The organism is Pirellulales bacterium (assembly GCA_035656635.1).
GTDB lineage: Bacteria > Planctomycetota > Planctomycetia > Pirellulales > JADZDJ01 > DATJYL01.
Window position 1 is genome coordinate 20,067 of sequence record DASRSD010000104.1, and the last position, 25,331, is coordinate 45,397.

At 54.4% G+C, this 25,331-nt stretch carries 16 protein-coding genes; 4 read left to right on the plus strand and 12 right to left on the minus strand.

The window, feature by feature from the left end:
- Positions 1 to 38: 38 nt before the first annotated feature.
- Complete coding sequence (locus VFE46_09650; GenBank protein HZZ28251.1) at positions 39 to 2,162, minus strand: alpha-glucuronidase family glycosyl hydrolase; 2,124 nt, start codon at positions 2,160 to 2,162, stop codon at positions 39 to 41.
- Positions 2,163 to 2,366: 204 nt separating this feature from the next.
- Here VFE46_09650 and VFE46_09655 point away from each other — a divergent pair, with 204 nt between their 5' ends.
- On the plus strand, positions 2,367 to 3,503 hold the full coding sequence (locus VFE46_09655) for an endo-1,4-beta-xylanase (protein ID HZZ28252.1): 1,137 nt from the start codon (positions 2,367 to 2,369) through the stop codon (positions 3,501 to 3,503).
- 28 nt (positions 3,504 to 3,531) lie between these two features.
- Here the strand turns inward: VFE46_09655 and VFE46_09660 are convergent, their stop codons facing one another.
- Both VFE46_09660 and VFE46_09665 read right to left on the minus strand, forming a co-directional pair.
- Entirely contained in the window at positions 3,532 to 5,082 is a 1,551-nt protein-coding gene (locus tag VFE46_09660; protein HZZ28253.1) for an MFS transporter, read from the minus strand.
- 51 nt (positions 5,083 to 5,133) lie between these two features.
- Entirely contained in the window at positions 5,134 to 7,497 is a 2,364-nt protein-coding gene (locus tag VFE46_09665) for a glycoside hydrolase family 3 N-terminal domain-containing protein (GenBank protein HZZ28254.1), read from the minus strand.
- Between the two features lie 179 nt (positions 7,498 to 7,676).
- Between VFE46_09665 and VFE46_09670 the strand changes: the two genes are divergently transcribed.
- A complete protein-coding gene (locus VFE46_09670) occupies positions 7,677 to 8,348 on the plus strand; it encodes a malectin (protein HZZ28255.1) in 672 nt (223 codons plus the stop codon).
- Between the two features lie 82 nt (positions 8,349 to 8,430).
- Here VFE46_09670 and VFE46_09675 read toward each other — a convergent pair whose 3' ends face one another.
- The 7 genes from VFE46_09675 to VFE46_09705 all read right to left on the minus strand — a co-directional run bounded on the left by VFE46_09675 (position 8,431) and on the right by VFE46_09705 (position 19,758).
- On the minus strand, positions 8,431 to 8,949 hold the full coding sequence (locus VFE46_09675; GenBank protein HZZ28256.1) for a hypothetical protein: 519 nt from the start codon (positions 8,947 to 8,949) through the stop codon (positions 8,431 to 8,433).
- 27 nt (positions 8,950 to 8,976) lie between these two features.
- Positions 8,977 to 9,474 carry a hypothetical protein gene (locus VFE46_09680; GenBank protein HZZ28257.1) on the minus strand — a complete coding sequence of 166 codons (498 nt, stop codon included), beginning with the start codon at positions 9,472 to 9,474 and terminating at the stop codon, positions 8,977 to 8,979.
- A gap of 83 nt (positions 9,475 to 9,557) precedes the next feature.
- On the minus strand, positions 9,558 to 10,778 hold the full coding sequence (locus tag VFE46_09685) for a DUF1559 domain-containing protein (GenBank protein ID HZZ28258.1): 1,221 nt from the start codon (positions 10,776 to 10,778) through the stop codon (positions 9,558 to 9,560).
- A gap of 197 nt (positions 10,779 to 10,975) precedes the next feature.
- A complete protein-coding gene (locus VFE46_09690; GenBank protein ID HZZ28259.1) occupies positions 10,976 to 11,974 on the minus strand; it encodes a PEP-CTERM sorting domain-containing protein in 999 nt (332 codons plus the stop codon).
- A gap of 224 nt (positions 11,975 to 12,198) precedes the next feature.
- Positions 12,199 to 13,419: a PEP-CTERM sorting domain-containing protein gene (locus VFE46_09695; protein HZZ28260.1), complete on the minus strand. Its 1,221-nt coding sequence runs from the start codon at positions 13,417 to 13,419 to the stop codon at positions 12,199 to 12,201.
- Positions 13,420 to 13,763: 344 nt separating this feature from the next.
- A complete protein-coding gene (locus tag VFE46_09700; GenBank protein HZZ28261.1) occupies positions 13,764 to 15,764 on the minus strand; it encodes an endo-1,4-beta-xylanase in 2,001 nt (666 codons plus the stop codon).
- Positions 15,765 to 16,323: 559 nt separating this feature from the next.
- Entirely contained in the window at positions 16,324 to 19,758 is a 3,435-nt protein-coding gene (locus VFE46_09705; protein ID HZZ28262.1) for an acetylxylan esterase, read from the minus strand.
- Between the two features lie 357 nt (positions 19,759 to 20,115).
- Here VFE46_09705 and VFE46_09710 point away from each other — a divergent pair, with 357 nt between their 5' ends.
- Positions 20,116 to 21,105, plus strand: coding sequence for a DUF1559 domain-containing protein (locus VFE46_09710; GenBank protein ID HZZ28263.1), 990 nt, complete (start codon positions 20,116 to 20,118; stop codon positions 21,103 to 21,105).
- Entirely contained in the window at positions 21,095 to 21,760 is a 666-nt protein-coding gene (locus VFE46_09715; GenBank protein ID HZZ28264.1) for a HEAT repeat domain-containing protein, read from the plus strand. Before VFE46_09710 ends, VFE46_09715 begins: the two co-directional genes overlap by 11 nt.
- A 121-nt stretch (positions 21,761 to 21,881) precedes the next feature.
- On the opposite strand, the gene VFE46_09720 is transcribed toward VFE46_09715, so the two are convergent.
- Complete coding sequence (locus VFE46_09720; GenBank protein ID HZZ28265.1) at positions 21,882 to 22,160, minus strand: hypothetical protein; 279 nt, start codon at positions 22,158 to 22,160, stop codon at positions 21,882 to 21,884.
- Between the two features lie 128 nt (positions 22,161 to 22,288).
- Positions 22,289 to 24,502, minus strand: a complete 2,214-nt coding sequence (gene recG / locus VFE46_09725; protein ID HZZ28266.1) for an ATP-dependent DNA helicase RecG — start codon at positions 24,500 to 24,502, stop codon at positions 22,289 to 22,291.
- Between the last annotated feature and the right edge of the window lie 829 nt (positions 24,503 to 25,331).

The window sequence follows — 25,331 nt, forward strand, 5'->3', positions numbered from 1 at the left end:
TGTGTCTCTGAACAAATCCTGCTCGGTCGAAATGCAGACTAGGAGTGCACAATCGGCCGGCCGCTAAAACCTTGGAAGTATTGCAGAATTTCGTCGCGCCATTTGCCGGCATCCGCCACTTGAATGGTCAAGCGCGCTGCCACGTGCTTGTAACGGGCCGAGTCGATCTCGGCGGCCAACGTGGACCACGTGGCTTGCAGAGCAGCCGCTTGGGCCGCGCCTTGATAATAATGTGCACATAATTCTTCCCACAACGTGCGGCCTGATTTGAGTTTGTAATCCCATCCGCAGCGATGAAACCACAGCAGCAGCTTTTCCGGACAAGTTGCCAAATTGTCGAACATCTCGCACACCGGCGGAAAATACTGCTCTACTGCTTTATCGCCGGTACTGGTCCGATCGAATCCAATGCCGTCGGCTGAAGCCTGATGATAATAAACCCCCGTCCAATCCGGGCGCGCCGCCTGGGTGTTTTGCGGGTGGGGAGCATAATGGTCACCGCCAATTAAGTGATGCAATCCTAACGGCATGGTGTAATTCACAAATGTCTCGCGCGAACTCATCATCATGCCGCAGATCGTTTTTACGTTGTCGGCGTTGTTTGTGAAGGTCATCCGCACCCATTCTTCAGCGATTTGTTGCGCGGAAAGCTGTGGGTCCCAGGCCAACCGCCCGAATGCATACCAGTTTGCCTGACAGAAATGATGCCCACACCAGTTAGCATCCAAGCCCGGGTTGACCACGCCGGCCATTCCCGTCAATCGGGTAGGTTGCAGCTCTCCGGCAATAACTTTGCCCACGGTTGAACCTGGTCCGTGGGCGAAGGTGTCGGAATCGAGAAACTCCTTCCACATGGTTCCTAAGTAAACCAAGTGCTTCGCTTGCCCCAAGTATTCCTGCGTGGGTTGCACTTCAGCAAACGCAGAAGTTTCTTTGAGTGCGCCGAATAAGGGATGAAATGGCTCACGGGGCTGGAAGTCGAGCGGGCCGTTTTTAATTTGCAGAACGACATTCGGCCGAAATTGGCCATCGAGCTTGGTGAATTCAATGTAGGCCCGTTTGGTGCGGTCGGGATCAATATCCTCGTCGTACACGAAGGCTCGCCAAATGACATTGCCGCCGTGGGGCGCTAGTGCATCGGCCAACACGGCGCTGCCTTCGGCATGATTGCGACCGTAATCTTTGGGCCCCGGTTGGCCTTCGGAATTGGCTTTGACCAGAAAGCCGCCGAAATCGGGGATCAGCTCGTAAATTTCGTCGGCTTTTGCTTGCCACCATGCGGCGACCGCTTTATCCAACGGATCGGCTGTCGGCAAACCGCCCAAGCGCTTGGGTGCGGCAAAATTGGCCGACAAATACATTCGTATTCCATACGGCCGCCAGACATCGGCCAGCGCCGCCACTTTGCGTAAATACTCCGCCGTGAGAATGCGAAAATCGGCATTCACGTTGTTGATGGCCGCCGCATTGATGCCAATCGCCGCATTGGCCCGAGCGTAGTCGGCATAGCGCGGACTGAGCGTGTTGGGTAACTCGCCCCATAGCCACAACGATCGCCCAGCATAGCCGCGCTCTACACTACCGTTCAAATTATCCCAATGATTCAGCATCCGAATTTGGATTTTCGGCCGCTTGCTAATATCAAGCCGTTCGATGGGCAGAGCGGTTTGCAACATCCGAAGAAAATGAAATGCGCCATACAGCGCCCCCAACTCGCCGTTTGAAGCGATGCCAATCACCGGATGATTGGCGATGGTGGTGGAGCGGATAAGAAATCCTTCCGGTCCGACTTCGTCGAGATCTGCCGTCCAATTCAAGCGATTAATGGCGTCCGATGTTTTAGGCGTGCCGACGATAATTGCGCCATCTTCAATAGACTCACTAGCAGGAATCGCCGCGCCCAAAATGCCGGCCAGCCCGGCCGATAGCTCCTCGCGAATTGCCTTGGCCGTGGCCGATTGGCCTGTGACGAAAATTTGAGTCGCCAGGCGGCGGTACACTTCCGCATTTGATCCGGGGGGCGCATATCGCAGCCAAAGCTTGTAGCCATCTTCGTCAGGCAGCGCCATTTCCGTTGCCACGCAGCGCGCAGTGCGCCCCACGAGAGCGCCAGCCAAACCTGCCACGCCGGTGGCAACAAAGGACCGGCGAGAAACCTTCATTGTGCTGTTCTCCCCAAGGCCAACGACATGGCCACGGTTGCGCCGGGATTACAAGCCGGGAAGCAGCCCAGCGCGGACAATTTACTTTTCATTCTATCCGGCGTCGTTGCTTGACAACCGCGCCGACGGCCAGTTTATTATAATCCAATTGGTATCTGCATACGTACCATGGCTCGAACGAAAGAAACATCCGGGGGAGAAACCATGAGCTGCCGCCGCGGGCTTGTTCTGCGCTTCGTTCTGCTTGTTATTTTGGTGGCGATTACGTCCGTCGCCGGCGTTCCACTACGCGCTGGCACGCCCACGCTCAAGGATGCGTATCGGAATGATTTTCTGATTGGCGTGGCCTTGGGGGGTACGTTGCCGGATGATTATAGCAAAGCAGAATTGGCGGCGATTAAAGCGCACTTTAACGCCGTCACGCCGGAAAATTGCATGAAGCCAGAGGAGATTCATCCGAAAGAAAAAATTTGGGACTTTGAGCAGCCCGATGCGCTGGTGAAGTTCGCCGAAGAAAATCAGATGCAGATTTTTGGCCACACGTTAGTATGGCACAACCAAACGCCGGGTTGGTTCTTTTGGGATCACGGCAAACCGGCCTCGCGGGAAATGCTTTTGGAACGGTTGAAGACACACATTGACACCGTCATGGGCCGTTACCGAGGAAAAATTCGGGGCTGGGATGTGGTGAACGAAGCGATCGCCGAAGGAGGAAAGGATGACCTACGCCAAACCAAGTGGCGGGACGGAATCGGCGACGATTACATCGTTCGGGCGTATAAATTCGCGCACGAGGCGGACCCCCAGGCCGATTTGCAATACAACGATTACGGCATTGAGTCGCAGCCCAAGTTGGGCAAAGCCCTGCGGCTCATCAAGAGCTTGCAAGATGCCGGGGTTCCCGTGGCCGCGGTCGGAATTCAAGGGCATTGGCAACTCGACCATGTGCCGTATGACAATCTGGAAAAAGCCATCGACGAATTTAGCAAGCTGGGCGTGAAAGTAATGATCACCGAGTTGGATATGGATACCGCGCCGCGACAGGCAGGGGCCGATGTCGCTCACCACGAGGAAGGAAGTGCTCCCCCCGCCGAAGCAACTCCAGCGGCAGCCGACATTCTACAACGCCAGGCCGAGCAATATGCCAAACTGTTTGCACTGTTTGACAAGCACAAAGACGTGATTACTCGCGTCACGTTTTGGGGCCTGGACGACGGCCGCTCTTGGCTGAACTATTGGCCAAAGCCGCGCATCGATCATCCGCTGTTGTTCGATCGGCAATGCCAACCCAAGCCGGCTCTAAAGGCCATTATTGACGTGGTTGCCAAGCCTACGGAATAGCCAAGTGTGCGAATAGAAAACGCGCGATTTAAGCAGCTGCAAAATTCTTTCGCCGTTCGGCCAATTCATCGGCCATTTGAATGGTCAGCCGCTTGTTGAGTTTATAAGCCAACAACAACAGCGTGCAAACTCCAAACAAGATTCCCACGATCAGCGTGCCGCAAATGCGAAAGCCTTGCAAGGTTTCCGGCGCCGGATCCAGCTTGGGATTGTAGTTGAAAAGGCCCGCCATGATCCACAGGAACGAAGAATTACCCAGCGCCAGGCCACACTTCAGCGCAAAACCAATCGTCGCGAACACAATGCCTGTAAACCGCCGGCCCGTTTTCCATTCAGAGTAATCGGCCACGTCGGCGTAAATGGCCCACACCAAGGGGCTCGTCGGAGCATACACGGCGGCGACAAACACGGTTAACAGCGCCATGCTTCCCACGTCGCTGGGCTTCAGCGTATAGAAAGCCAATGAACCGACCGATGCCAAGGCAAACCCGACCACAGAGACCGTCTTTTTTCCAAATCGCCGCGAGAGTGCCGGCGAAAGCAAAATGACCACAATCATCGTGACTTTTTCTAAAATGTTCACGATGCTGTTGAACACGTCGGCCACGTTGGAATCGGCCAGGTTGGCCCGATCTCCGTGCACGATGTAACCCAACGTCTCCAAAATTCCGCCCGAAGCCGGGGCGCCGGCCGGCGCCGTTAAACCCAGCCGTTGCAGCCAGTCGTACATGACGCCTTTGTCGACGAAATGGTGATAGTAGTTGTACATGGCGTTGCCGCGGAAGGAGAGAATGCAAAAATGCACCAGCGTCATCAGGAACATGACGGCCCACGGGCTGCTCTTGAGCAGAGCGGAAAAATCTTGCTTGGCAGACGATTTTTGCGTGGGGGGCGGCTGAATGCGCTCCTTCGTCGTAAAAAACGTAATCATAAACAGAACCAAGCACACGACGGCCCAAATGGCCATCGTCATCTGCCAACCGTATTGCTTATCGGCCAGGCCGACGGCGGTCAAACCATTTTGTGCGGCATGACCGGCGGCGAACTTAGCCACCAATGGCAGTGTGAAGCCGCCGACAATCAATTGCGCAATGTTCACCGACACAAAGCGAAACGAATTCAACTTGGCGCGTTCGTTCACGTCGCCCGTCATCACGCCCCCCAAGGCGCTGTAAGGCATATTGTTCATCGAATAAATGGTCATCATCAAAATGTTGGTGAAGGCCGCGTAGGCAATCATGGAGCCCAAGCTCCAGCGGTTCGGCGTGGTATAGGCCAGGACCATCACCACGCACCAGGGAAGGGCGGTGAACAAAATCCAGGGACGGAATTTTCCCCAGCGCGTGTTCGTGCGGTCGGTAAGCACGCCAACAATGGGATCAAAAAACGCATCCCACAGTCGAGAAACAATCAAAATGTTAGCGGCAACAACAGCAGTCAGCCCAAACACGTCCGTGTAGAAATTGCCTTGAAACAAAATCATCGTCATGAAGACGAAATTGGCGGCGGCATCGGCGGCACTGTAGCCTGCTTTTTCGACAAACGAAAGCTTCTCAGAAGCAGGACGGACTTCCGCCATGAAAGACCTCAAAAATTCCGATGGAATTGATTGTCCAGCGTTGCCTGCCGGTTACTGCACCACCGCAAGAACTACCTTTTGCAAATCTGCATCCCGCGAAGAATTGCCCACCATAATTTCAAACTCGCCCGGTTCGACCACGTATTTCATGCCCACATCGTAAAACGCCAGCCGGTCGGGCGTGATGTCCAGCGCCACGGTTTTGGTCTCACCAGGTTCGAGCGATACGCGTTGAAAACCCTTCAATTCTTTGATGGACCTCGTAACCGAGCTGACCAAATCGCGAATGTACATTTGCACAACCTCATCACCACGCACCCGGCCGGTGTTCGTCACATTTACCAGCACCCGGGTACGCCCGCTGCGGCGAATTTTTCTCTTTTCCAGCCGCGGCGGACTGAATGTAAAGCTTGTGTAGCTTAGCCCGAAGCCAAATGGATACAACGGCGAGACGTCGTCGAACAAATAGCCGCGGCGTGCCGACGGCTTGTAGTTGTAATAAGCCGGCAAGTGACCGGCGGAGCGCGGAATGGTGATCGGCAGCTTTCCGCCCGGGTTGTAATCGCCAAATAATACATCGGCCACGGCGTGACCGGTTTCTTGTCCCAAATACCAGCACTCAAAAATTACGGGTGCGTGCTGGCTAAGCGAATTGATCGACAGCGGCCGGCCGTTGAACAAAAACACGATTACCGGCTTGCCCGTGGCTAACATGGCGTCGGCCAATTCCTGCTGGCGTCCGATTAAATCGAGACTGGTGCGATCCCCCATGTGCTTCAGATTCCAAGCTTCGCGCGAGGTTAATTCATTGCCGCCGAGGCACAACACGATGACGTCGGCTTGCTTGGCCACTTCCACCGCTTCGGCAATTTGTCGACGATCTTCGGCCGGATCGCTGGGGAATACTTCGTCTTGTCCCCAGACACCCGGCTGCGTGATTTTGCAGCCATCGCTATAGAGTACATGCACGCGGTCACCCACCTTGGCTTTGATGCCGTCGAGCACCGAAACATTGTGCTTAGGCACGCCGCTATAGCCCCCATGTAAGCAGCGGCCGGCATTCGGGCCAATGACCGCGATGGTTTTCATGTTAGCGGCCCTGAGCGGCACGATGCTACCGTCGTTTTTTAGCAGCGTAATGGTTTCCCGGGCTGCCTCTAGCGCCAGCTTTCGATGTTCGTCGCAACCCACCACGCGCTCCGCCTCGTCGGGATCAACGTATGGGTCGTCGAACAAACCGAGTTTGAATTTCCACAACAACATTGGCGCCACCAGCTCATCGAGCTGCGATTCCTTCAGTACTCCCTTTTTGACCAATTCGGCTAAATGCAAATAACAATCGGGTTCCGGCAGCTCGATATTGACGCCGGCTTTCACCGCTAGCGCGCAGGCTTCTTTTTTGTCGGCGGCCACAAAATGGCCATGCGTTTCAGGGCGATGGTGCAATTCCCAAATCGAATAATAATCGGAGACCACAAACCCTTGGAAACCCCATTCCTTTCGCAAAACATCGCGCAACAGCCACCGGTTGGCATGCGAGGGAATGCCGTCGATTTCGTTGTAGCTGGCCATCACGCTGATGGCGCCGGCTTCTTGCACACAGGCTTTGAAAGTCGATAGGAATGTTTCCCGCAGCACCCGTTCCGAAATGTTGACTGGCGCACAGTTCATGCCCGATTCCGGCTGGCCGTGTGCTGCGAAATGCTTCAACGTGGCGATAACATTTTTCTGGCCCTTAAAGGAGCGGTTGCCTTGAAAGCCGCGTACGGCCGCCATGCCCATTTGGGCTACCAAATACGGATCTTCGCCGTAGGTTTCCTCCACGCGGCCCCAGCGTGGATCGCGAGCTACGTCGACGACCGGAGTCAAGGCCTGATGCGTGCCGCGCACCCGGGCTTCATGCGCCGTCATGGCGAATAGCTTCTGTGCTAATTCAGGATTGAACGTGGCGCCTAAGCCAATCGGCTGGCAGAAGCTCGTGGAATCGACAGCGGCATGGCCGTGCAGGCATTCTTCGTGATAGATCACGGGGATGCCTAAGCGCGAATGCTCAAGAAAGAACTTTTGAATGGCGTTGGTAAGCTCCGCGGTGCGGCGGGCATTCAAGCCGCCGGCGGCGTCGCTGGGCCGGCCCACTTGCCCTAAGCCGTGTCCTTTGCGAAAGCTGGCCGCGGCTTTCTGCGGATTGAAATTCCCTTGGTCATCCACCAGCTTGGCAGCTTTTTCCTGCCACACGCACATCATTTGTGCCGCTTTTTCGTCCAGCGTCATTCGTGCGAGCAAATCCTTCACGCGCTTTTCGGCGGACAGCTTGCTATTTTTGTAGGCAGGTAGTTTCCCGTTTTGCGTTCCGCGCGCAAATTTTTTAGTTCGTTCGACAGCACGGCGTTTACGAGGCAACGTGGAAGTACTCATGAAAGTAATTTACCGGTGGCGTCGGGCAACGAGGAAAGAATTGTCGGTGCCACAAACATTTTGAAGTGCGCGACGAGCTTCGGCGTCCTTCAGATTTTTGCAGCCCAGCGGTTGCAGTGCGGAGTAGGATAGTTATGCTAATTGAGTTGATTTCGAATTCCAGGGGGAAAGGAAAAACCATGTCTTACAAAACGATTTTCGTTCGCTGCTTACACTGCCTGATGTTGGCTGCCATTGTTTCCTATGTGTGCAGTTCCCAGCCGAGCGCGGCCCAATCGGACGGGAAAACATCCGACGCCAAATCATCCGCCGAGTCGCCCATCATTCGGTTTCGCGCCGGTTCCACCACCCCGTATAAAGATTCCCAGGGCCATACCTGGCTTCCGGACGTAACGACAAAAGAAGGGGGTTTTGAGGAAGGCGACACGATCGATCGGCCGGACGAAATGGAAATTAAGAACACGAAAGACCCCGCTTTATATCGCAGCGAACATTACAGCATGAAATCGTTCTGGTATAAGGTTCCTAACGGAAAATATGTGATCAAGCTGCACTTTGCCGAAACGTTCGACGGCATTGGCGGACCGGGCGACCGCGTGTTCAGCTTTAAGGTGCAAGACAAGGAATTCAAGGATTTTGACGTTTGGAAAAAAGCCGGCGGCCCGCAACGGGCTTACATTGAATCGGTGCCGGTGGAAATTACGGATGGGAAATTAAAAATTACATTTACGCCAAACGTGGAAAACCCGGAAATCAACGGCATCGAAATCATTCCTGCCGATAAGGCCGCCCTGATGGACAAAGACGCCACGAAAGCATCCGCCGACGAAAAACCGACCACGGGAAAATAACGACGGTCCTGCTCGCGTTTATCATGGCAAATAATCCGTCATCAATCGCCAACACCATCATTCTTGTGCAAAATACTCACCACTACCCGCCGGGATCAGCGGCTGGCGAGACTGTTTGATCGCCATTCAACAATTCTTGGTATCGGGCATCTTCAACCTCCTCGACTTTGCCGCCGTTGAATGCCACTTGCCGTTTGCCGGCGATTCCTTGCTCTTCGAAGATCACCGCGTTAACCGCTCCGGGTCCGCCACCGAGCCCATATTTCACACGAAACGGCTGATGATCTCGCTCCGACATAAACACGGTATCGATGTGATGAGGGTCAATTTGCATCAAAGTCAGATGAGCCGGGCCCATCACATCCGTGATGAACTGCTTGAATTCCAATTCCCCGTGCGGCCCAGCTCCGTAATGATCCAATTGAAATGCAGAGTAAAGATTTGCCAATCGCTGGATGTTGCTGGTATTCACCGCAGCCACCGCTTTGCTGACTTGATCGGAGGAATTCACGTTTTCGGCGCAGCCCACCAGACAAAACGTGAATAGCAGGCATGGAAACCAAACCACAAAACAGTTCATTTGCAAAGTGCGTTCGATCATGGATGATTCTCTTTGGATAATCGCCCTTTATTGCGATTTTCCCGTCCTTTGGCTGCCAGCGCCCGGCAAGGCTGGAGCAGCATTGGGGTCCGCAGGAGGATGCCATTTACCTGACCACATCTCTTGATATTGAGCGTCGTCCACGTCCATCACAATTCCACCATTCGCACCGACCTGCTTCTTGCCGTCGACCCCGTCTTGTTCAAACACTACGGCATTGCCGCTGCCATGGCCGCCACTGACCCCGTACCGGATTTTAAAGGGCTTGTGGTCTCGCTCGGAAATAAACACACCGTCGATGTTGTTCGGATCGATGTGCATCAACTCCAAACGCGACGGACCCATGTTTTTTTTGATCCACGCTTTAAACTCCGTCTCGTTGGCAGGCCCCGGGCCATAATGATCAAATTGATAGGCCGAATAGAGGTTGGTCAGCCGCTGAAGGTTACTGCCGTTGACGGCGGCAATTGCACTTGCGCCTTCGTCGCCCGAACAACCACCCAAAAGTAAAATCGCTGAAAGCAAAAGACAAGATGTGTGCTTCGAGGGCGAAGTGTTCATTCCCGTGGATGGCATTACACCTGTCTCCTCGATGGCCAGGGCACGGACTAAAAAGCGCTCGAATCGACAGTCTGGCCGTCATCGCGCACGGCTAATCGGGCAAAAATGCCGGAATTTGCTGCGTCGAGATCGGTTGTTCCCCATTTGACCGTGAAGTCCATGTTGGTTGACAGCGGATGAACGGAGCCATCGCCGAAGACCGCTATAAAAACATTTTTGTGCGCGGTTCCAAATCCTTGTTCGGACTGACGGGTGCCAAAGACCGATCGGCTAAGCTCATCGTTTTGGAAGGTGGGAAAGCTGCCTGCTCGAATGCAACGCAAAGTATCCCAATGGGCGCCATGCGGCCAACCAGGCTCCTGCCAATAACCGGTGGCGGTGGAAAGCCCCTGCCATTGATAGAATTTGGACCATACCCCCTCTTCTGTGACTGCAATTGTTTTCGAAAGCCCGTCGGAAACTTGAGGTGGTTTCAAGAGGAAACCGGGCCACGAGCTTTTGTTGTGACCGGCTTTCATAAACATTCCGCGATAAACCCGGTGAACCTCATCTGTCGGAACTGAAGGCGCTCCAGTTGCGCCCGCTGTGGCGCCATAGTGGTTCCATTGCCAATCCGAATTTTGAAAGTCCGACATAATGCCAACGTAGTCGTTAACGTGATACAAGTGAGCGGTGTCGGTGAGCAAGCTGGTGCGATCTCCCCGCGTAGGGCAGTTAAACATGGGAATTTGAATTTCGGCCAGGTCCTTGCCTCCCAATGCAGTTAAATTATGCTCGCCAACATCGCGCCCCAACTGATACAGTTGCAGTTCTTCCATGTATGGAAGAATTTGATACATCCAGCTTCCTCGCTCAAACCCATACAGAGCAGTGGTATCCCATTGCGAAGTGCCGTCAACGTTATCGACATTGGCGCCGGCGGTGGGAAAATACTTCTTGGCATCCAGATGACTGTGAATCGCCAGACCAATTTGCTTGAGGTTGTTGACGCACTGACTGCGACGGGCCGCTTCCCGCGCCGCTTGCACTGCAGGCAATAATAGCGCAATGAGAATGCCGATGATGGCAATGACCACCAGCAACTCGACCAGCGTGAAGCCCGTTTCAGCGGCCGAAGTTTGACGAGGGAGCGCTAGGTCGCTACCGGGCTGCCGATCCTCGGGTCCCGGCCTATTCGCTGATCGCTGAGCAATGATCACTGATTTTTGCGAACCGAGATGCAGATCGGCGCGCATAAACCAACATAAGAAACTCGAATTGTGCTTCATGGCACAACCCCCATAAGTTTTTCATCCCCACTAACGCAAGAATTGCGCTAAACCAATCCAATTAGTTTAACAAAATTCGACCCAAGCTACCATTGTACTATTAAAACCGCTCCTGGCGCGGTGCAGCGCGCCAGGAGCGGCGAGGGTATGTCAAAGCATTCCGTTTTCCCACTTACGGAAATTCAAAAGTTACTCCTTTACTTTCGCTTTCGCGCGCCCCACAACAACGCGGGAGCTGCCAAACCCAACAAAACCAGCGTGCCGGGCTCGGGTACCGCGGCAATCTGAAAGCCGGCGAGGTAGCTGGTATCTGCGTTTTGTCCACCGTTGTCGTTGGCAGCATCCGTCGAAATTCCATTGCCACCCCAACCATAAACCGTCAGCGATCCGGTCGCGTCTGTGGTAAGCGTAAATACTGCGGGCGCAGGCGTGGTGCCAGCGGTCCAGGTAATTGACTGCTCATCGTGCGGAGCCACAAAGTCGCCCGCAGCAACAAAGGTATAACCAGCGGGAAGTAAGGAGGCGCTATCCGGATTCCAGCCAAAGTGATTATCGACGGTGGTGTTAGACCAAGGGGCCGTGGCGGTCCAATTTGTCGTGTGGCTGCCCGAGCTGTCATACGAATAAAGAGCGATCTCATACGGTGTGGAAGGAGTAAGCCCCGACACTGCAAGTTGTAGGTAGTTCGTGCTTTGAACGTTGCTGTTGGTACCTGCGAACTCGAAGTCACGGAACAAATCGCTATCGCTAGCGGCGCCTGAAGGACTACCACGATCACGTCCATTCAACGATGCGATGCCGCTAACTTGGCCATAATTCGATGCGGTGCCCGGTATACTAAGCGTGACGTTCGCAGAACCAAAGTTCTTCGTAATGCTGGCTGCGGCATTCGTCGGCGACGCTGCACTATTAGGTAGCTGGATACCATCACCGTTTGTACTCGCCGGACCGCCCCAAGAAGACCATGTCACGCCAAACGGATCAGGACTTAACGTTGGACTACCACTGGGACCATTGGAACCTTCCGTCGTCGTGTTATTGCTGGCAATAACACCGCCGTTAATATCGACTGAAACTACAAGATTCGATGTTAACGGAGAAGTAAAATTCCCCGTAGAGGCCAAGGCGGCCGTTACCGAAATCATTAGGCCAAGAACTACAGCAAAAGCTGTGAACCCCCTCAGAATCTTCGACATAAGACCCTCCCTCAAAAACAAGGATGTGTCACTCTCAGCTACCGGAAAGCTGACAATCAACGCTGCACTGCCTCATCTACCGGCGCTTCCGTTCCGTAGCGACATCCTCGATCGGCTGCGAAATGAATCGCAACCAGTCGGGCCTCTGCTCTAATTGTTCACCGTTGCTATTGTGGCGCGAAACTCTATTCGCTGCAAGCAAATTCTGAAAAAAATCACAATTTTTAGGAGATTCTATTCCGACGTCGTCTTCGCGCCCATAGTAACCCAGTGCCTGCCAGGCTCAAAAGCACAAGCGAAGACGGCTCGGGCACCGCGGTAACGCTGCCATGACCTGCTATCAAGTAATTCAGAAGGGCTTGCACGTCCATATTGTTGAATTTGGACCCGCCCGTCACGTCGGCATATTGGCCAATGTTGCTGGCCGTTACACCGTGGGAACCGGGAGTGCCATTGCCAAAATCGGTCGACAAATAGCCGCTGGTGTTGGTTAAGGCCAGCTCCAAAGCGCCGATGTCTTTGGAATCGACATGGCCATCGAAGTTCAAATCTCCCAGTAAAATGCTGGGAGTCGCAGCATAGACGGCCATATACAAATCGCGTGTGACGCCAGAAAAAGCTAAGTGATTGCGATTGAGGGTATTATCGGGAATTTGGCCGCCGGCCACTTTGTATCCCTCGCCGCCGTCGTAAAAATGCGCTTTCGCCGCGGGACTGGTGTTGCTGTCCATCGTTCCGCTGCTGCGTTGTAGAAACACCGTGCCGGTTTGATCGTTTCCCCACAATTCGAATGCGTACAAGTGACCGGCTTGCAAGGCGATTTGATCGCTGCCGGTGAAATTAAATTCAAAAAAGCGCTCCGGACCGGGGTTTGGATTGTACGTTACAATGTCACCGCTGCCGCCACCCAGCAAATCGGTTTTGTTATAGCCGTTCGGTCCTGGAACGTAGTCGGTCCAGTTTCGATATGGATTGCTTCCGGCAGGGGCGTCCGCTGTGGGTCCAGCGTAACCGGCCGAACCAGGAATGCCAAAGTCATATAAATGGACCGTCTGATTAAACCCGTTTGGATTGGTATTCCCCGTACCACCGCCGGCAATAAATGCAATCGCACCCAAGTTAAAGTTGGTTGACGGCGTAAACGTTTCCGCCAGAATGCCACCGTTATCAACCGATTCACCTACGACAACGACATTGGCGCCGCCGTTGGTGCCCAATTGCAATCCCGTGGGGAAGATTTGGTCGGAAAATGTTTCGACTTGAGGTCCTCCGCCGGCTTGAATGCTGATTCCTGCCGCGCCGCCAACGGGCCATAACACCTGTCCAGTGGAAGCAAATGCATCGTTGGTTGAGGTTATGCCAGCCCAGCTATATGCGCAGGGCATGAGCCAGGCAATCATGGCACAAAAGCCAATGCAGGAAGCGCGTTTAATGAAGGTCAACATGGTATTACTCCTTCACCCAGAAGTTCTGTTTGTACGAGGCGCAATGCGATGGGGCGGCCGCGCCGACCTACAGCAGATTTAGAACACCCCCATAAACCGGTGCGATTCCCCCCAGCATACTTCGAGCGAACCGCAAGACTTGTAGCATTTATCCGTTTTTGCAGTCGGATAAACGCTGCTTATTATGCCATCGCTTTCCCCCCAATACAAGAACTTTTTATGGAGGAACCGCGAGTCCCCCTATATATACTGGCTGAGACGGGCCTGCCTTGATGGCCTCACGGCCACGACCATGGCTTGGGGCGTCAAGAAAATGTGGGATGCGGCAACGAACTACTTGCCGCTTAAATCCGCGCCGACCGCCTGTTGCGTTGTGTTTTGTGGCGACGGTTCAGGCCGATCAGTGCCAAACCGCCCAAGCCCAATAGCGCTAGGCCCGTCGGTTCAGGAACGGCGACGGAGCTTCCGCCGCCGGATAACAACAGATTAAGCAGTGCTTGTATGTCGATGTTGTTTACTTGGCCATCATGATTGATGTCGCCAATGGAGGTCACATAGCTCGAGCCGTTTGTCGCTTCAAAACTCGCCAAATTTACGAGGGCACTCAGCATGGCGGGGATATCAGCACTGGTTAAATGACCATCCCCGTTAAAATCCCCCAACACAACTGGCACGCTGATCGAATAGCTATTTGTCGAGGGATTAAAATTGAAAGTGTAGGTTTTGCCATTAATGAGGGCTTGATAGTCACCATAGAACGCTGAGTCCGGCAACGTCACGCTTCCATCGGCATTGATCGTGCCTGTCATGTTGGTGATCCAGGAGTTGTGCAAAGCTTCGTAGGCTGTCCCGGCGGCCGTAATTTGGAAACTGGAGTTATACAAAACGGAACCCTGCGCGCCCGAAAATTGATTCGTGTAAGCCAATAAGCCCCACAGCGTGAAACCAGTCATTTGAGGCGTACCAAAGGCCAGCGTCATCGCGGTCGTCAGCGATGTGGCCTCAACGGATGCAGTGCCGGTGGTTTCGCCAAATTCGGTGACTTCCAGCGGAAGCCCTTGAGCAGCCAAGTTTTGCCAGGTTGCATAGGCGCGCGCCGGATCTACTTCGCTGCCATTCGTGCCGACGCCCGGCGTGTTATACCATTCGGTGCCAATCCCGGTGACCGCGCCCGAGTTAGGGGTACCGCCGCCGCTGCCGTTGCTGATGCCATTGCGAATCGATTCAATGTGCTGCTGGTACCATTGTCCGAATTGGTCGGAATTGTTATTCAGAACATTGTATTCGTTGGTGAAGAGCTTGGTCGTGGCGCCGGCGTTGGTGACCGCGGTTTGTACCTGGTTATACAGACCAGCCGTCCAGCCGGCGCCACCGTTGGGGTTGGTAGCGCCCATTGTGGTCCAATAGTCGTCATTATTGGCGCTATTGCTGTTGGCCGCCCCCGTGTGATAACTCTCGTTGTAGACATCCAGTTCGGAGTACTCAGTTGCTCGCGGCTTGCCGGTGATGCTATCGGTGCCTCCCACGTAACTGGCAATACGATTGTTGAGCCTAGTAGTAATGGCGCTGGTATTGTTACCGGAGAAATCCGAATTAATGTCCGTGGGTTGCTGCGATCCCCAAACCACATTGTGCATGCGCACGCGCATGCCGTAATGTGAAGCATAATTCAGCAATCGATCAACACTCTGAAGTTGCCCCGCTGTGTCGCTTTCGCTCCATTTGCCGGCATTTTCTGGCGTAACACTATTAAAATCCTGATTGAGAATATTCGTATACTTCGTTTGTGTAGAAGTGTACGTTTGCGTGTTCCCAGGCGATAGCGGAATGTATGTGCTGATGCCGTCTAGCACTGCCGTCCCCCACTTGAAAGCCGAGTTCGTTTCTTGGAGCGTGATCGGCGTGCCAGCTTTGACCCCCTGCACGGTCAAGTTCATTGGAGCTTCGCGAAAATTACTGATGTAGGTGTTCGCCGCGTTCGTTGCGTCGGTAGCGGCAGCGGTGCTGCTGATATTGTCATTGGCGAACGTAGCAGTTCCTCCGCTGACGGTATTCACTTTGAGGTTATTGACCGCAAATGATTTGTTGACCCCATTATCGTAATCGCGCTGGACTTGGACGAAGTAGGTGCCGGGAGTGTTATTAGGACCACCGGGCAAAAAGACATTCTGCGTGTCGTAGTCCGTCGCTGAACTGCCACTGATGTTGAAGCCGAATGTCGAATTGGCGATAACCAAATTCATGTGTGCGGTCGAGCCTGTGCCGGTGGCATTCACATCGAAATTGATCGTGGCGCCGCCGGGGGGCACGACGAGATAAGTACCGATATATCCGGTTTGACTCAAAGTGGTACTCTGCGTTCCCAACGACTTATAAGCAAGATTACCGGCGGTGAGAGACGTCTGTGACCACGCGGACGTTGCGGCCCCGATCAGTGTCGCGCTGCATATGATCAAGCAAGGCCAAGACTGGCGCATGAATGCCTCTCCCTAAACGGCAAAAACTGTTTCAATTTTACCGTTTTAATGGTCAGACCAACTACCGTCGGGGCATCATGGGGTTTGCTGCGAAATAACCAGACAGCACCGATCCGACGATCGATATATCATATCCAATACAACGATGGCAGCAGGAACGCTACCGGGGAGAGGCCACACGGCCAGAACACCCCCCAAAGCGCGATCAGTTTAAAACCCCCTGGCACCTTCATTTGATCGGAAGCAAACTTCCGACGTTATCCGTTTTTGCAGTCAGATAACGGTGATTATTATGTCGTCTCACCACAAGCAATACAAGAACTTTTACCAGCGACCCTCCACCATAGCGTAGGAAACTGTGATTTTGGCGCCATTTACAAAGAACGTCGTGTTGCCATCCGCCGAATTGATCTGTGCGCCGCTGGCGTTATTTTCCCGCAGCGCTGGGATCGCCGGTCGGTGGTGGCGCGTGATCTTCCTTTGCCGGCGAACCAAGAACCTCGGTAAAGATGGGCTTAAGGCCATCGGCCCAAACTTGATAGCCCTTAACGGTGAGATGCAACTTGTCGCTCGTCATGCCGTCGAATAATTTGCCGTCTTGATCCGCCAACTTGTCGTTCACGTTCAAATAGCGCACCCTTTTGCCATCGGCAAATTTGGCAATTTGCTCGTTCACACGATTAATGGTTGGTACAACTGCAATGTTATCGTTCCTGGGAAAAATGGCGGTCAAGATGATCGTCGCGCCGGGAGCTTTCTGTTGGCAGAGATCTAAAATAGCTTTGATTCCCCTGGCCATGTCGGTAACTTTAGTTTCATCACCGGGTTTAATGCCAATGTTGTTTGTGCCCGCCAGGACGACAATTATTTTTGGATTTACGCCATCCAGCTCACCGTTTTTCAGACGCCACAAAATATTTTGAGTAGTGTCGCCGCCCCAACCAAAGTTCGCGGCATTCCAGCCAAAGAAGTTTTGGTTCCAGTTGGCCAAGTTGGCTTGGTACTGTTGATCGCTGGTGCTCCAGCGCCGTGTAATGGAGTCGCCGACAAAATAAATGTCGATGTCACCTTGCTTGGCTTTCTCTAGCAAGAGTGCATGCGCAATTTGAGAGTTTTTGTCTGTTCGAGGGACCGGCAGATCGGCAGCATTGGCATCGGCAACCTGCGAACTAGATGAAATAGTTGTTGCAGAGTCATCAACTCGCACCGCTGAGGTATCGACTGACGGCGCTTGTATGTACTTCCCCACCCACTCAAAGAACGCCGGCCAGTTCGGGGTAACATCGTGCCCCCCTTCGTGCTGCCGCCACGCCAATTCGCCACCAATGAGCGTTTTGACCGGAGGCATTTCATCGGTTAAGTAATCTCCCGGCGTGCCGAAATCTTTTTTGCCCAGCATCCGATAGACCGGTCCTGCCAACACCCCGGCCATGAAGCTGCCGTGGGCATCCACCCATTTTGGATCGCCATGCTCAACCGAACCGTAGCTGATGAAGCAGGGGCGCGGCGCGCATAAAGCAATTAGTTCATGCGCATCGACCGGCAAATCGGCCGCGGTTTTCGATCCAAAGGTTGCGTCACTGGCTCCGTACTTCAAGAAATTGCCAGCCATCCAGTAGTACTCGCCACCGGTGAGATTCTCGACTGCTTCGCCGAAAAGATGGCGATGCAATTTCGCGCCTCCTTCACCAGAAGATGCGATCAGCCCAACCGCTACTCGCTCGTCGAAAGCTTCCGTAACGAGCGCCGCTTTGCCGTAGCGTGACACTCCTTCGATGCCCACTTTTTTCGGATCGACTTTCGCATCGGAGTTGGCCTCGAAGTAATCGATGAGCCGGCTCACTCCCCATTGCCATGCCCGCAGCGCGCCCCAGTCGTCCGGTTTGCGCGGCTCGCCCTTGTTGGTCAAACCGATGATGCCCGAACGCAACTGGTTATTGTCGGGCTGAATGCTTCCTGGATTGATATACCCGTAGCCCCAACCATGGGCGATGGCTTGCTGTGTCCACGGCACTGCAATCGGGGTGCCGCCAGGGCGAGGACCGAATCCACCGCGACCAAACGCGCCGCCGAACACAATCATGATTGGAACCGGCGTCGATGTATTCGCTGGCACTGTAAAGCTGGCCTGAATATTCACCGTGATATTCGGATCAACGCGGTTATCGACATGCCCGACAAGCGTTTTGGTGATTGTGGGTATACCGCCACTGTCACTTTCGGTAGTAGCTGTGACCTCCCATTTCACCGCCGGAACGTTTTTCGGAATCCACCCGTACACTTCCCGTTCGAAGTCTTCCAGAATCTCGGCACGCCGTTGGGGCCACTGCTCGGGACGAGTAACCTTGCTTCCATTTTTTATGGTCAGTACGTCGGGCAGGCTGTCCTTATATGGATTCGCTTTCGCTTCATCGTAAATGCTTTGGTCGTTGCCATCCGCTCCGCGACGCAGCCGCTTGATGCCCAATTGATCCATCATGTTTTGATGATCGTCATAACGAGATTGCGGTTCGATATGGCCCACTTCTCCGACGGGCTCAGCAACGGCGTTTGGTTTCACGTCTTCGCCGCGAACCAACGCATTCAGCCATTCGGCCGAACGCTGTGTATACGGCCGTTGCTGTGCTGGTGTGGCCAAGTTGTTGTGTGGCGAATCGATCATCGGCACTGCTTCCTTCGGTCCGGCAATTTGGTTGAACGCCGTCCAAATGCCGGCGGGCGGCGCCGTCGTATCCACGAACCCCATCGCCACTAGACACTTGCCCTTAATGCGCGGCGCGAAATTTACAGCGTCAAAGTACAGCGCCGTTTCCATAATTTTCGAGTTGCGTGACGGAAAATTCGGATAACCCGATTGCCGACCGTGCAGTGGACCATTGGTGTCGCAGCCGGCCGGCTCATCGACAATTAAATGTGTGATTTGCGGGTGCAGTCCTGCTACACACAAGCTTTGCTGGCCACCCATGCTGGTCCCCATGACCACCAGGGTTTTTCCATCCCAATCGGGCCGGCCGGCGATATAATCCACGGCGCGATAATCAGCCAAATACATCTGCAAAAAATAACTTTTGTCGCGGTCATCGTTGCCGATGGTTTGGTAGTTTTTAATCGCTGACGGCAACGCGTCGTAGTACGATTGCGGCTGATCGGGCAGTACGTCGTGCGGCTCAATATTCAACGTAAGCCATCCGCTGGCCGCATGATTGGTAACCCACGACTTTTGCAAGGGATAGGGCGGACTGGCCCATTGAAAAATCACCAGAGCCGGAAATTTTCCTTCTCGTTTCGGCTTGGCCAGTTGACCATAGACATGCGCACCGTTGATATGATCCATTTTGATAGTGGCGTATTCGACATCAGGCTTGCCGCTGTCGCCTGGCGTAAGCTCCGTGTTCTCCGGAATTTCCCTTAGGGTTTTGATCTTTGTGTTCCAAAACTCATCAAAATCTGCTGGGCGCTCGACCGACGGTCGCAATTGAGTGGGCGCGACCGCCGCGCCAGCCGCGATTACAGCACGGCGACGTCGATCACTCGGCGATTTATCCTCAGTTTCCTTGTTGGAATCTGTAGCCGCGCTCTCAGTCGATGCCTCAGGCGTGAGTTGTAAATACAGCATTGCCGGTTCATTAGTAGAAATCTCGATGTCAGTTTTGCCGGACGATAGATCGAGCTCGCCGCTTTTAATGACATCGAAATTATTCTTTTTGAGCGCGTACGTGTATTTTGCCATCGGCAGTGTTGTACCTTCCGGGAAAGCGACGGTCCAACCAACTTTTTCCCCGATTTTGTAAATGCCGGTTTTGTTATAGGGAGCAAAAGTTAACTCTTGTGCCGCGCACCGCAACGTTGCGAGCTCAAACAAGCCCAGCAACGTAATCGCGAAGATCGGAATCGGCCTTCGATGGGAGACCATCCATCTCATAGAGCCACCCGCACTTTGATTGGAGGATGTGAATTCGCGCGCCTCATCCACGAACGAAACAGAATTCGCTTGACTTATCACAAGTAGGAAAAACTTGATTGACCCATTCTATTGCCGCCAGGAATGACACTCAAGCGCCGATCCACTTGACAACGCTCCCAATCAGCGGCGACACTTGCGAATGAAGCATCGGCACTTTACGGTGCAATTCCCTGATATTGCTTCGTCGCTCATACAGCCAGCGGCAGCGGGCCCTCTACAGTTGGCTTGAGTGCTTCGTCGACAGCCAGTTCCCATATGTGCTTGTACCGCCCGCTAGATTGTGCGCCAAAGAATCCTGGTTGCCCATGCAATGACCCAGTAGCGTGGCGGACCGGCCCGGACTTAGTTCGCAGTTTCCCTCTCCGCTTGATACGCGCATTCACGTTGATTGAGCTGCTCGTAGTGATAGCAATTATCGGTCTGCTAATTGCATTCTTACTGCCAGCCATTCAAAGTTCGCGAGAGGCGGCGCGCCGGACGGCGTGTGCGAACAATCTCAAGCAAATTGGCATGGCCATTCTGCATTATCAGTTAGCTCAAGGCGTGTTTCCTTCCAGCAATACCGACAACCTGTTCACTTGGGATACCAGCGGTGCGCTTCGCAATCACAGTTGGGCAAGCGTGATTATGCCCTACGCCGAATTGACAGGGCTTAACCGCACAATCGACTATTCTGTTTCCGCGATGTTGCCGGCGAATCAATTGGCCGCGGCGACCGTAGTACCCATGTATCGCTGTCCTTCCTACATTGGACCGGATTTTACAACTGATTCGCATTACCCGCCGGGACAGTATGCGATTGGCAACTATGTTTCGCTCGCTGCATCCGACGTAGATCACTTGTATGCAGCGGAATTGAGGCCCGAAGGCGTTATCTTTCCCACATCCAGAATTCGGCCATCTGATGTAGCCGACGGCCTATCGAATACCGTCCTGATCGTGGAAAGCCGCGAGGAAAAGATGCGCGTTTGGATCGATGGGCGCACGGCCGCTAATACCGCCCTGCGATATGATTCGGCCGACGCCGATTCCACCCTGCCGCACGGCATTTCATTAAACTATACGCCATATTATAACGATGGCGATATTGTCTCCGCGTACGGGCCGTCCAGCATGCATCCCGGCGGAGCACTGCACCTGTATGGAGATGGTTCGGTGCATTTTCTGTTAGATCAAATGTCGGCAGCCTTGTATGTAGCCTTGTGCACACGTGCAGGGGGAGAAACCATCGATCATGTTCCGTAGATTGCTGTACCGCCTGCCATTTCTCGCTTTGTGCTTGTGTCTGGCGGGTTGCGGCAGCGATCCCACGAGCCAACTGCTGGCCCAACTCAGAAGCCCGGAAGCTGAGGCTCGCCAGGCAGCGGTTCGCGGCTTAGATCAGCAAACCAATTGGGACAGCCGTGTAATCACTGCGCTGACCGATTTGGTTGCCGACAACGATGCCGAAGTTCAGCGATTATCGATGAATGCGTTGGGCAAGTGCGGACCAAGTGCCGAATCAAGCGTGCCGGCATTAACCAAGGCACTGACCAACCCGGAGCATTCCACACGTCTGGCTGCCGCACTGGCGATCCAAAAAATCGATCCTAAAAATCCCAACTTCGCGCCAGTTCTCGTGGAGGCGATGCGCACCGGCGATGGCAGGATTTTCCTGGACGTGGGCGCCATGGCGCAAAGCGGCGCCTGGGCCGTTCCCACGCTCCTGGAGCTCCTGGGCCATAAAACGCCTCAAGTGCGCGCATTAGCCGCGCAAACGCTTGGCCAAATCGGCCCGGCCGCCCATGATGCAAGCAAGCCGCTGAAGGCCGCGATGCGCGATTCCAATCCTGCGGTGCAAAGAGCAGCCCAAATTGCCCTCACACAAATTCAACCGCCGCCGATCAAGCCCGCAAAGTAATTGAAACCGTATAGTAATTGAACCGTGCTTTCGCCATTTAGCAGCCCGGTAATTTCATCCCGGCGGCCAAGGGCATTCATGTCCGCTCAAGTCCGGTGTTGAACCGCTATCGCGCCGCTAATCATGCGTAGCGAAGCATCACGTAGGCCAACACGGCCACGGCCAACAGCACCGCCACTCCCAGCAACCGGCTGAACGGAAGCACGTAGCGGTCAATGTCGATGCGCTTGTCTAGGGCGTCGGTAAATTTCCGGGTGTCGACCCACCGGGCACTGCGCGTGGCCACCTTGGCGAAAAATGCGGGGCTGATCACGGCGATCAGGCCCAGCATTCCGATGATGCCGATGGTCGTCCAAAGTACGGCCTGCTTCGAAATCACGGCTACAAGTGCACACAGCATGATGCTGGCTCCTAGGAATCGCTGCACCCAAACAGAGTTTAATGAAAGCTTAGCTTATCCCCTCCCATCGTCAAATTGATAAATGAACAAGGTAAAAACGCATTTTTCTGTCTCCACACGCAATGTATTTAGCCCACGCCTCCTAAATCAAGCGCCGCTCCATAGCGAGAAAGCACCAATTGACGCAGCCGGGCGTGCTCGGTTTGCGAAAGTTCCGGGTCGGCGGCAATTACCTGGCGAGCATCTTCGCGCGCCTCAGCCGCAACGACCGAATCGCGCACCAAGTCGGCCATGCGAAACGGGGACAGGCCGTGTTGTCGGGTGCCAACCAAATCGCCCGCCCCGCGCTGTTGAAAGTCGATTTCGGCCAGCCGAAAACCGTCGGTCGTGCTCACAAACGCTTGCAAGCGCTCGTTTGTGTTGTCGGTGGGTTCGGTCGTTGTAGCATTCCGCTCAGTTGTATCTTTATCGCTCCGCTCAGTTTTATCCTTATCGCTTCGCTCGGTGGCAAACACGCAGCAATTTCCCTGAAACTTTCCTCGCGAAACCCGGCCACGCATTTGATGCAATTGAGCCAGCCCAAAACGATCGGCGCCCAAAATCGTCATCAATGTGGCGTTGGGCACGTCGATGCCTACTTCCACCACACTAGTGGCAACCAGCACCTGCGTGCGACCAGCGGCAAATTCGCCCAAGGCGGCGTCTTTTTCTTCGGCGCTCATGCGGCCGTGCATCAAGCCCAATCGAAACGCTTCCAACTCGCCGTGCGCCAATTCTTCAAACGTGGCCTGCAAGTTTGCGGTGTCGACGTGCTCCGATACCTCCACCAGCGGCACAATCACATACCCTTGCCGACCTTCGCGCAAATGGCGGCGAAAAAAATCCCACCACTTGGCGCGATTTTCCTCCTCGGCCAAATACGTGTGCACCGGCAGCCGGCCGGGCGGGCTTTCGGAAATGATCGATACATCCAAATCGCCGTACAGCGTCATGGCCACGGTGCGAGGAATGGGGGTAGCGGTCATCACCAAATAATGCGGATCGGCGCCGGCCTGCTTCAACGTCGCCCGTTGCCGCACGCCGAAGCGATGTTGCTCGTCAATCACCACCAGCCCCAATTGCTTGAACTGTGCCTCGGCATACACAATGGCCTGCGTGCCCACGATCAAATCGATTTCGCCCGTCGCCAGCTTTTGCAACGTTTCTTCGCGCTCCTTGGCGGTCAAGCTGCCGCTGAGCAGCGCCATCCGCACCTGGCTATTGGCCAGCATTTTTTGCAGCGTCCGCAAATGTTGCCGAGCCAGCACTTCGGTCGGCGCCATCAGCGCGGCCTGGCAGCGATGGGCCACGGCCAACAGCATCGCATAAACCGCCACCACGGTTTTGCCGCAACCCACGTCTCCTTGCAGCAAGCGGTTCATCGGCGTGGGGCGAGCCAAGTCGGCGGCAATTTCATCGATCGCCCGGCGCTGCCCCGGCGTCAGCTCAAACGGAAACAACCGCGTAATGCGGGCGTCAATTTTCGCGCTGGTTTCCAGCAGCGGAGCCTGGCGACGAGTTTCTTGCACATTGCGCCGCAGTGCCATCGCCAACTGCAACACAAACATCTCTTGATAAATGAAGCGCCGCCGGGCTGGTTGCACGTTTTCCTTGCTCGCAGGAAAATGAATTTCGTGCACGGCGGTTTGAATGGGAAGCAAACGGTGGGCCGCCAAATACGGCTGCGGAAACGCTTCTTCCAGCAAGCCCGCATATGCTTCTAGCGCTTGCTTTACAATGTATCGCAGGCCGCTTTGCTTGAGCCCCTCGGTCAGCGAATACACCGGCAACAGTTGCGCGCCGGGCTTTTCCCCTTCGTCGGAATCGATCCATTGCACGCGCGGATGGGCCATTTCCCAGCGGCCTCCTTTCAACCGGGGCTTGCCGGAAACCAACACTTCCTGTCCTTGCCGCAATTTATCGGCCATGAACGGCATGTTGAACCACAACGCCCGCAAGTACTGCGAATCCTGCCGCAGCAGCACGCCCAAGATAAAGCGGCCCGTCCCCGTGTTTCGCAAATCGATTTCTTCCACCGTGCCGCGCACGCTTTGCAGCTTATCTTCTTCCAAGGCGTCAATGCGGCGCACGTCGCTCAGGTCTTGATAATCGCGCGGGAAATTGAATAGCACGTCGGCCGCCGTGCGCATGCCAATTCGCTGCAGCAGCTTGGCTCGATCAGGCCCCACACCTTTCAAAAACTGCACCGGCGTGGCTAATTCCTCCAGGGCCGATTTTCCAGCGGCACGATTGGCAGTCCTGCTATCAACCGCAGGTCGAGGCGTGGTCGAAATATCGTTCATGTCAGTATTGTAAAGCAGTGAAGAACAACCGACGAGGGACGGGGAATGCGAAGTGGGGAATGGGGAGTGTGGAGTGGGTAATGCGGAATCTGGAGTGGGGAATAATTGTTTGGCCAAGTTTTTTATTTCTTGGACACAATTCTGTGATTCTGTCCGCCACGTCGCAATTGGCCCGCCGTCAGTTTGCGGCTTCCGCCGAATGGCTGCATCACACAACTCAGGCAATTTTCGTCCGCAGGCGTGCATTGTTAGTAAATTGTTGACACGTTTTATGGATGACTGATTCGCCGGGCGTAACGGGCGTTAATAGTATTAACGACAGGGTGGCTGGGATCGACCGCAGGGAGCCCCCAGTGCGACCCGCGGGGTAACGCGGGCAACTGTTCATCAGTATACTAACTCCCGATTTTCCGGCAAGTGATTTTTTGGGCCACTATGCTCCGCAATTACCATCTCCCTCTCCCTTGATGGGAGAGGACCAGGGGTGAGGCTGCTGACCCGCACCGGCGATGCCATTGCCGGAGTAATGCGCGGTTCACAAAGCCGGGCATGACATGCCCGGACCTGGTAGTCCAATTGTCCGACGGGCACCGTCGAGCCATGTGCGAATTTGTCACTTCCATAAAAACTCCACATTGGCCCCGGCGGCAATATGTCGGCAATCGGCTGCACACTACGCTATAATGCCGAAATGAAACTCGCGGGCGGCTGTCTAATTGTGCTCGCTGTGCTGACCACATTGATGATCCTGGAAGAATTAGCACTTGCAGCGCATCGGAATCCGGTCGGCTTCAGTGAATACCTGCGGACGTTTTTTGGATATTGGTGG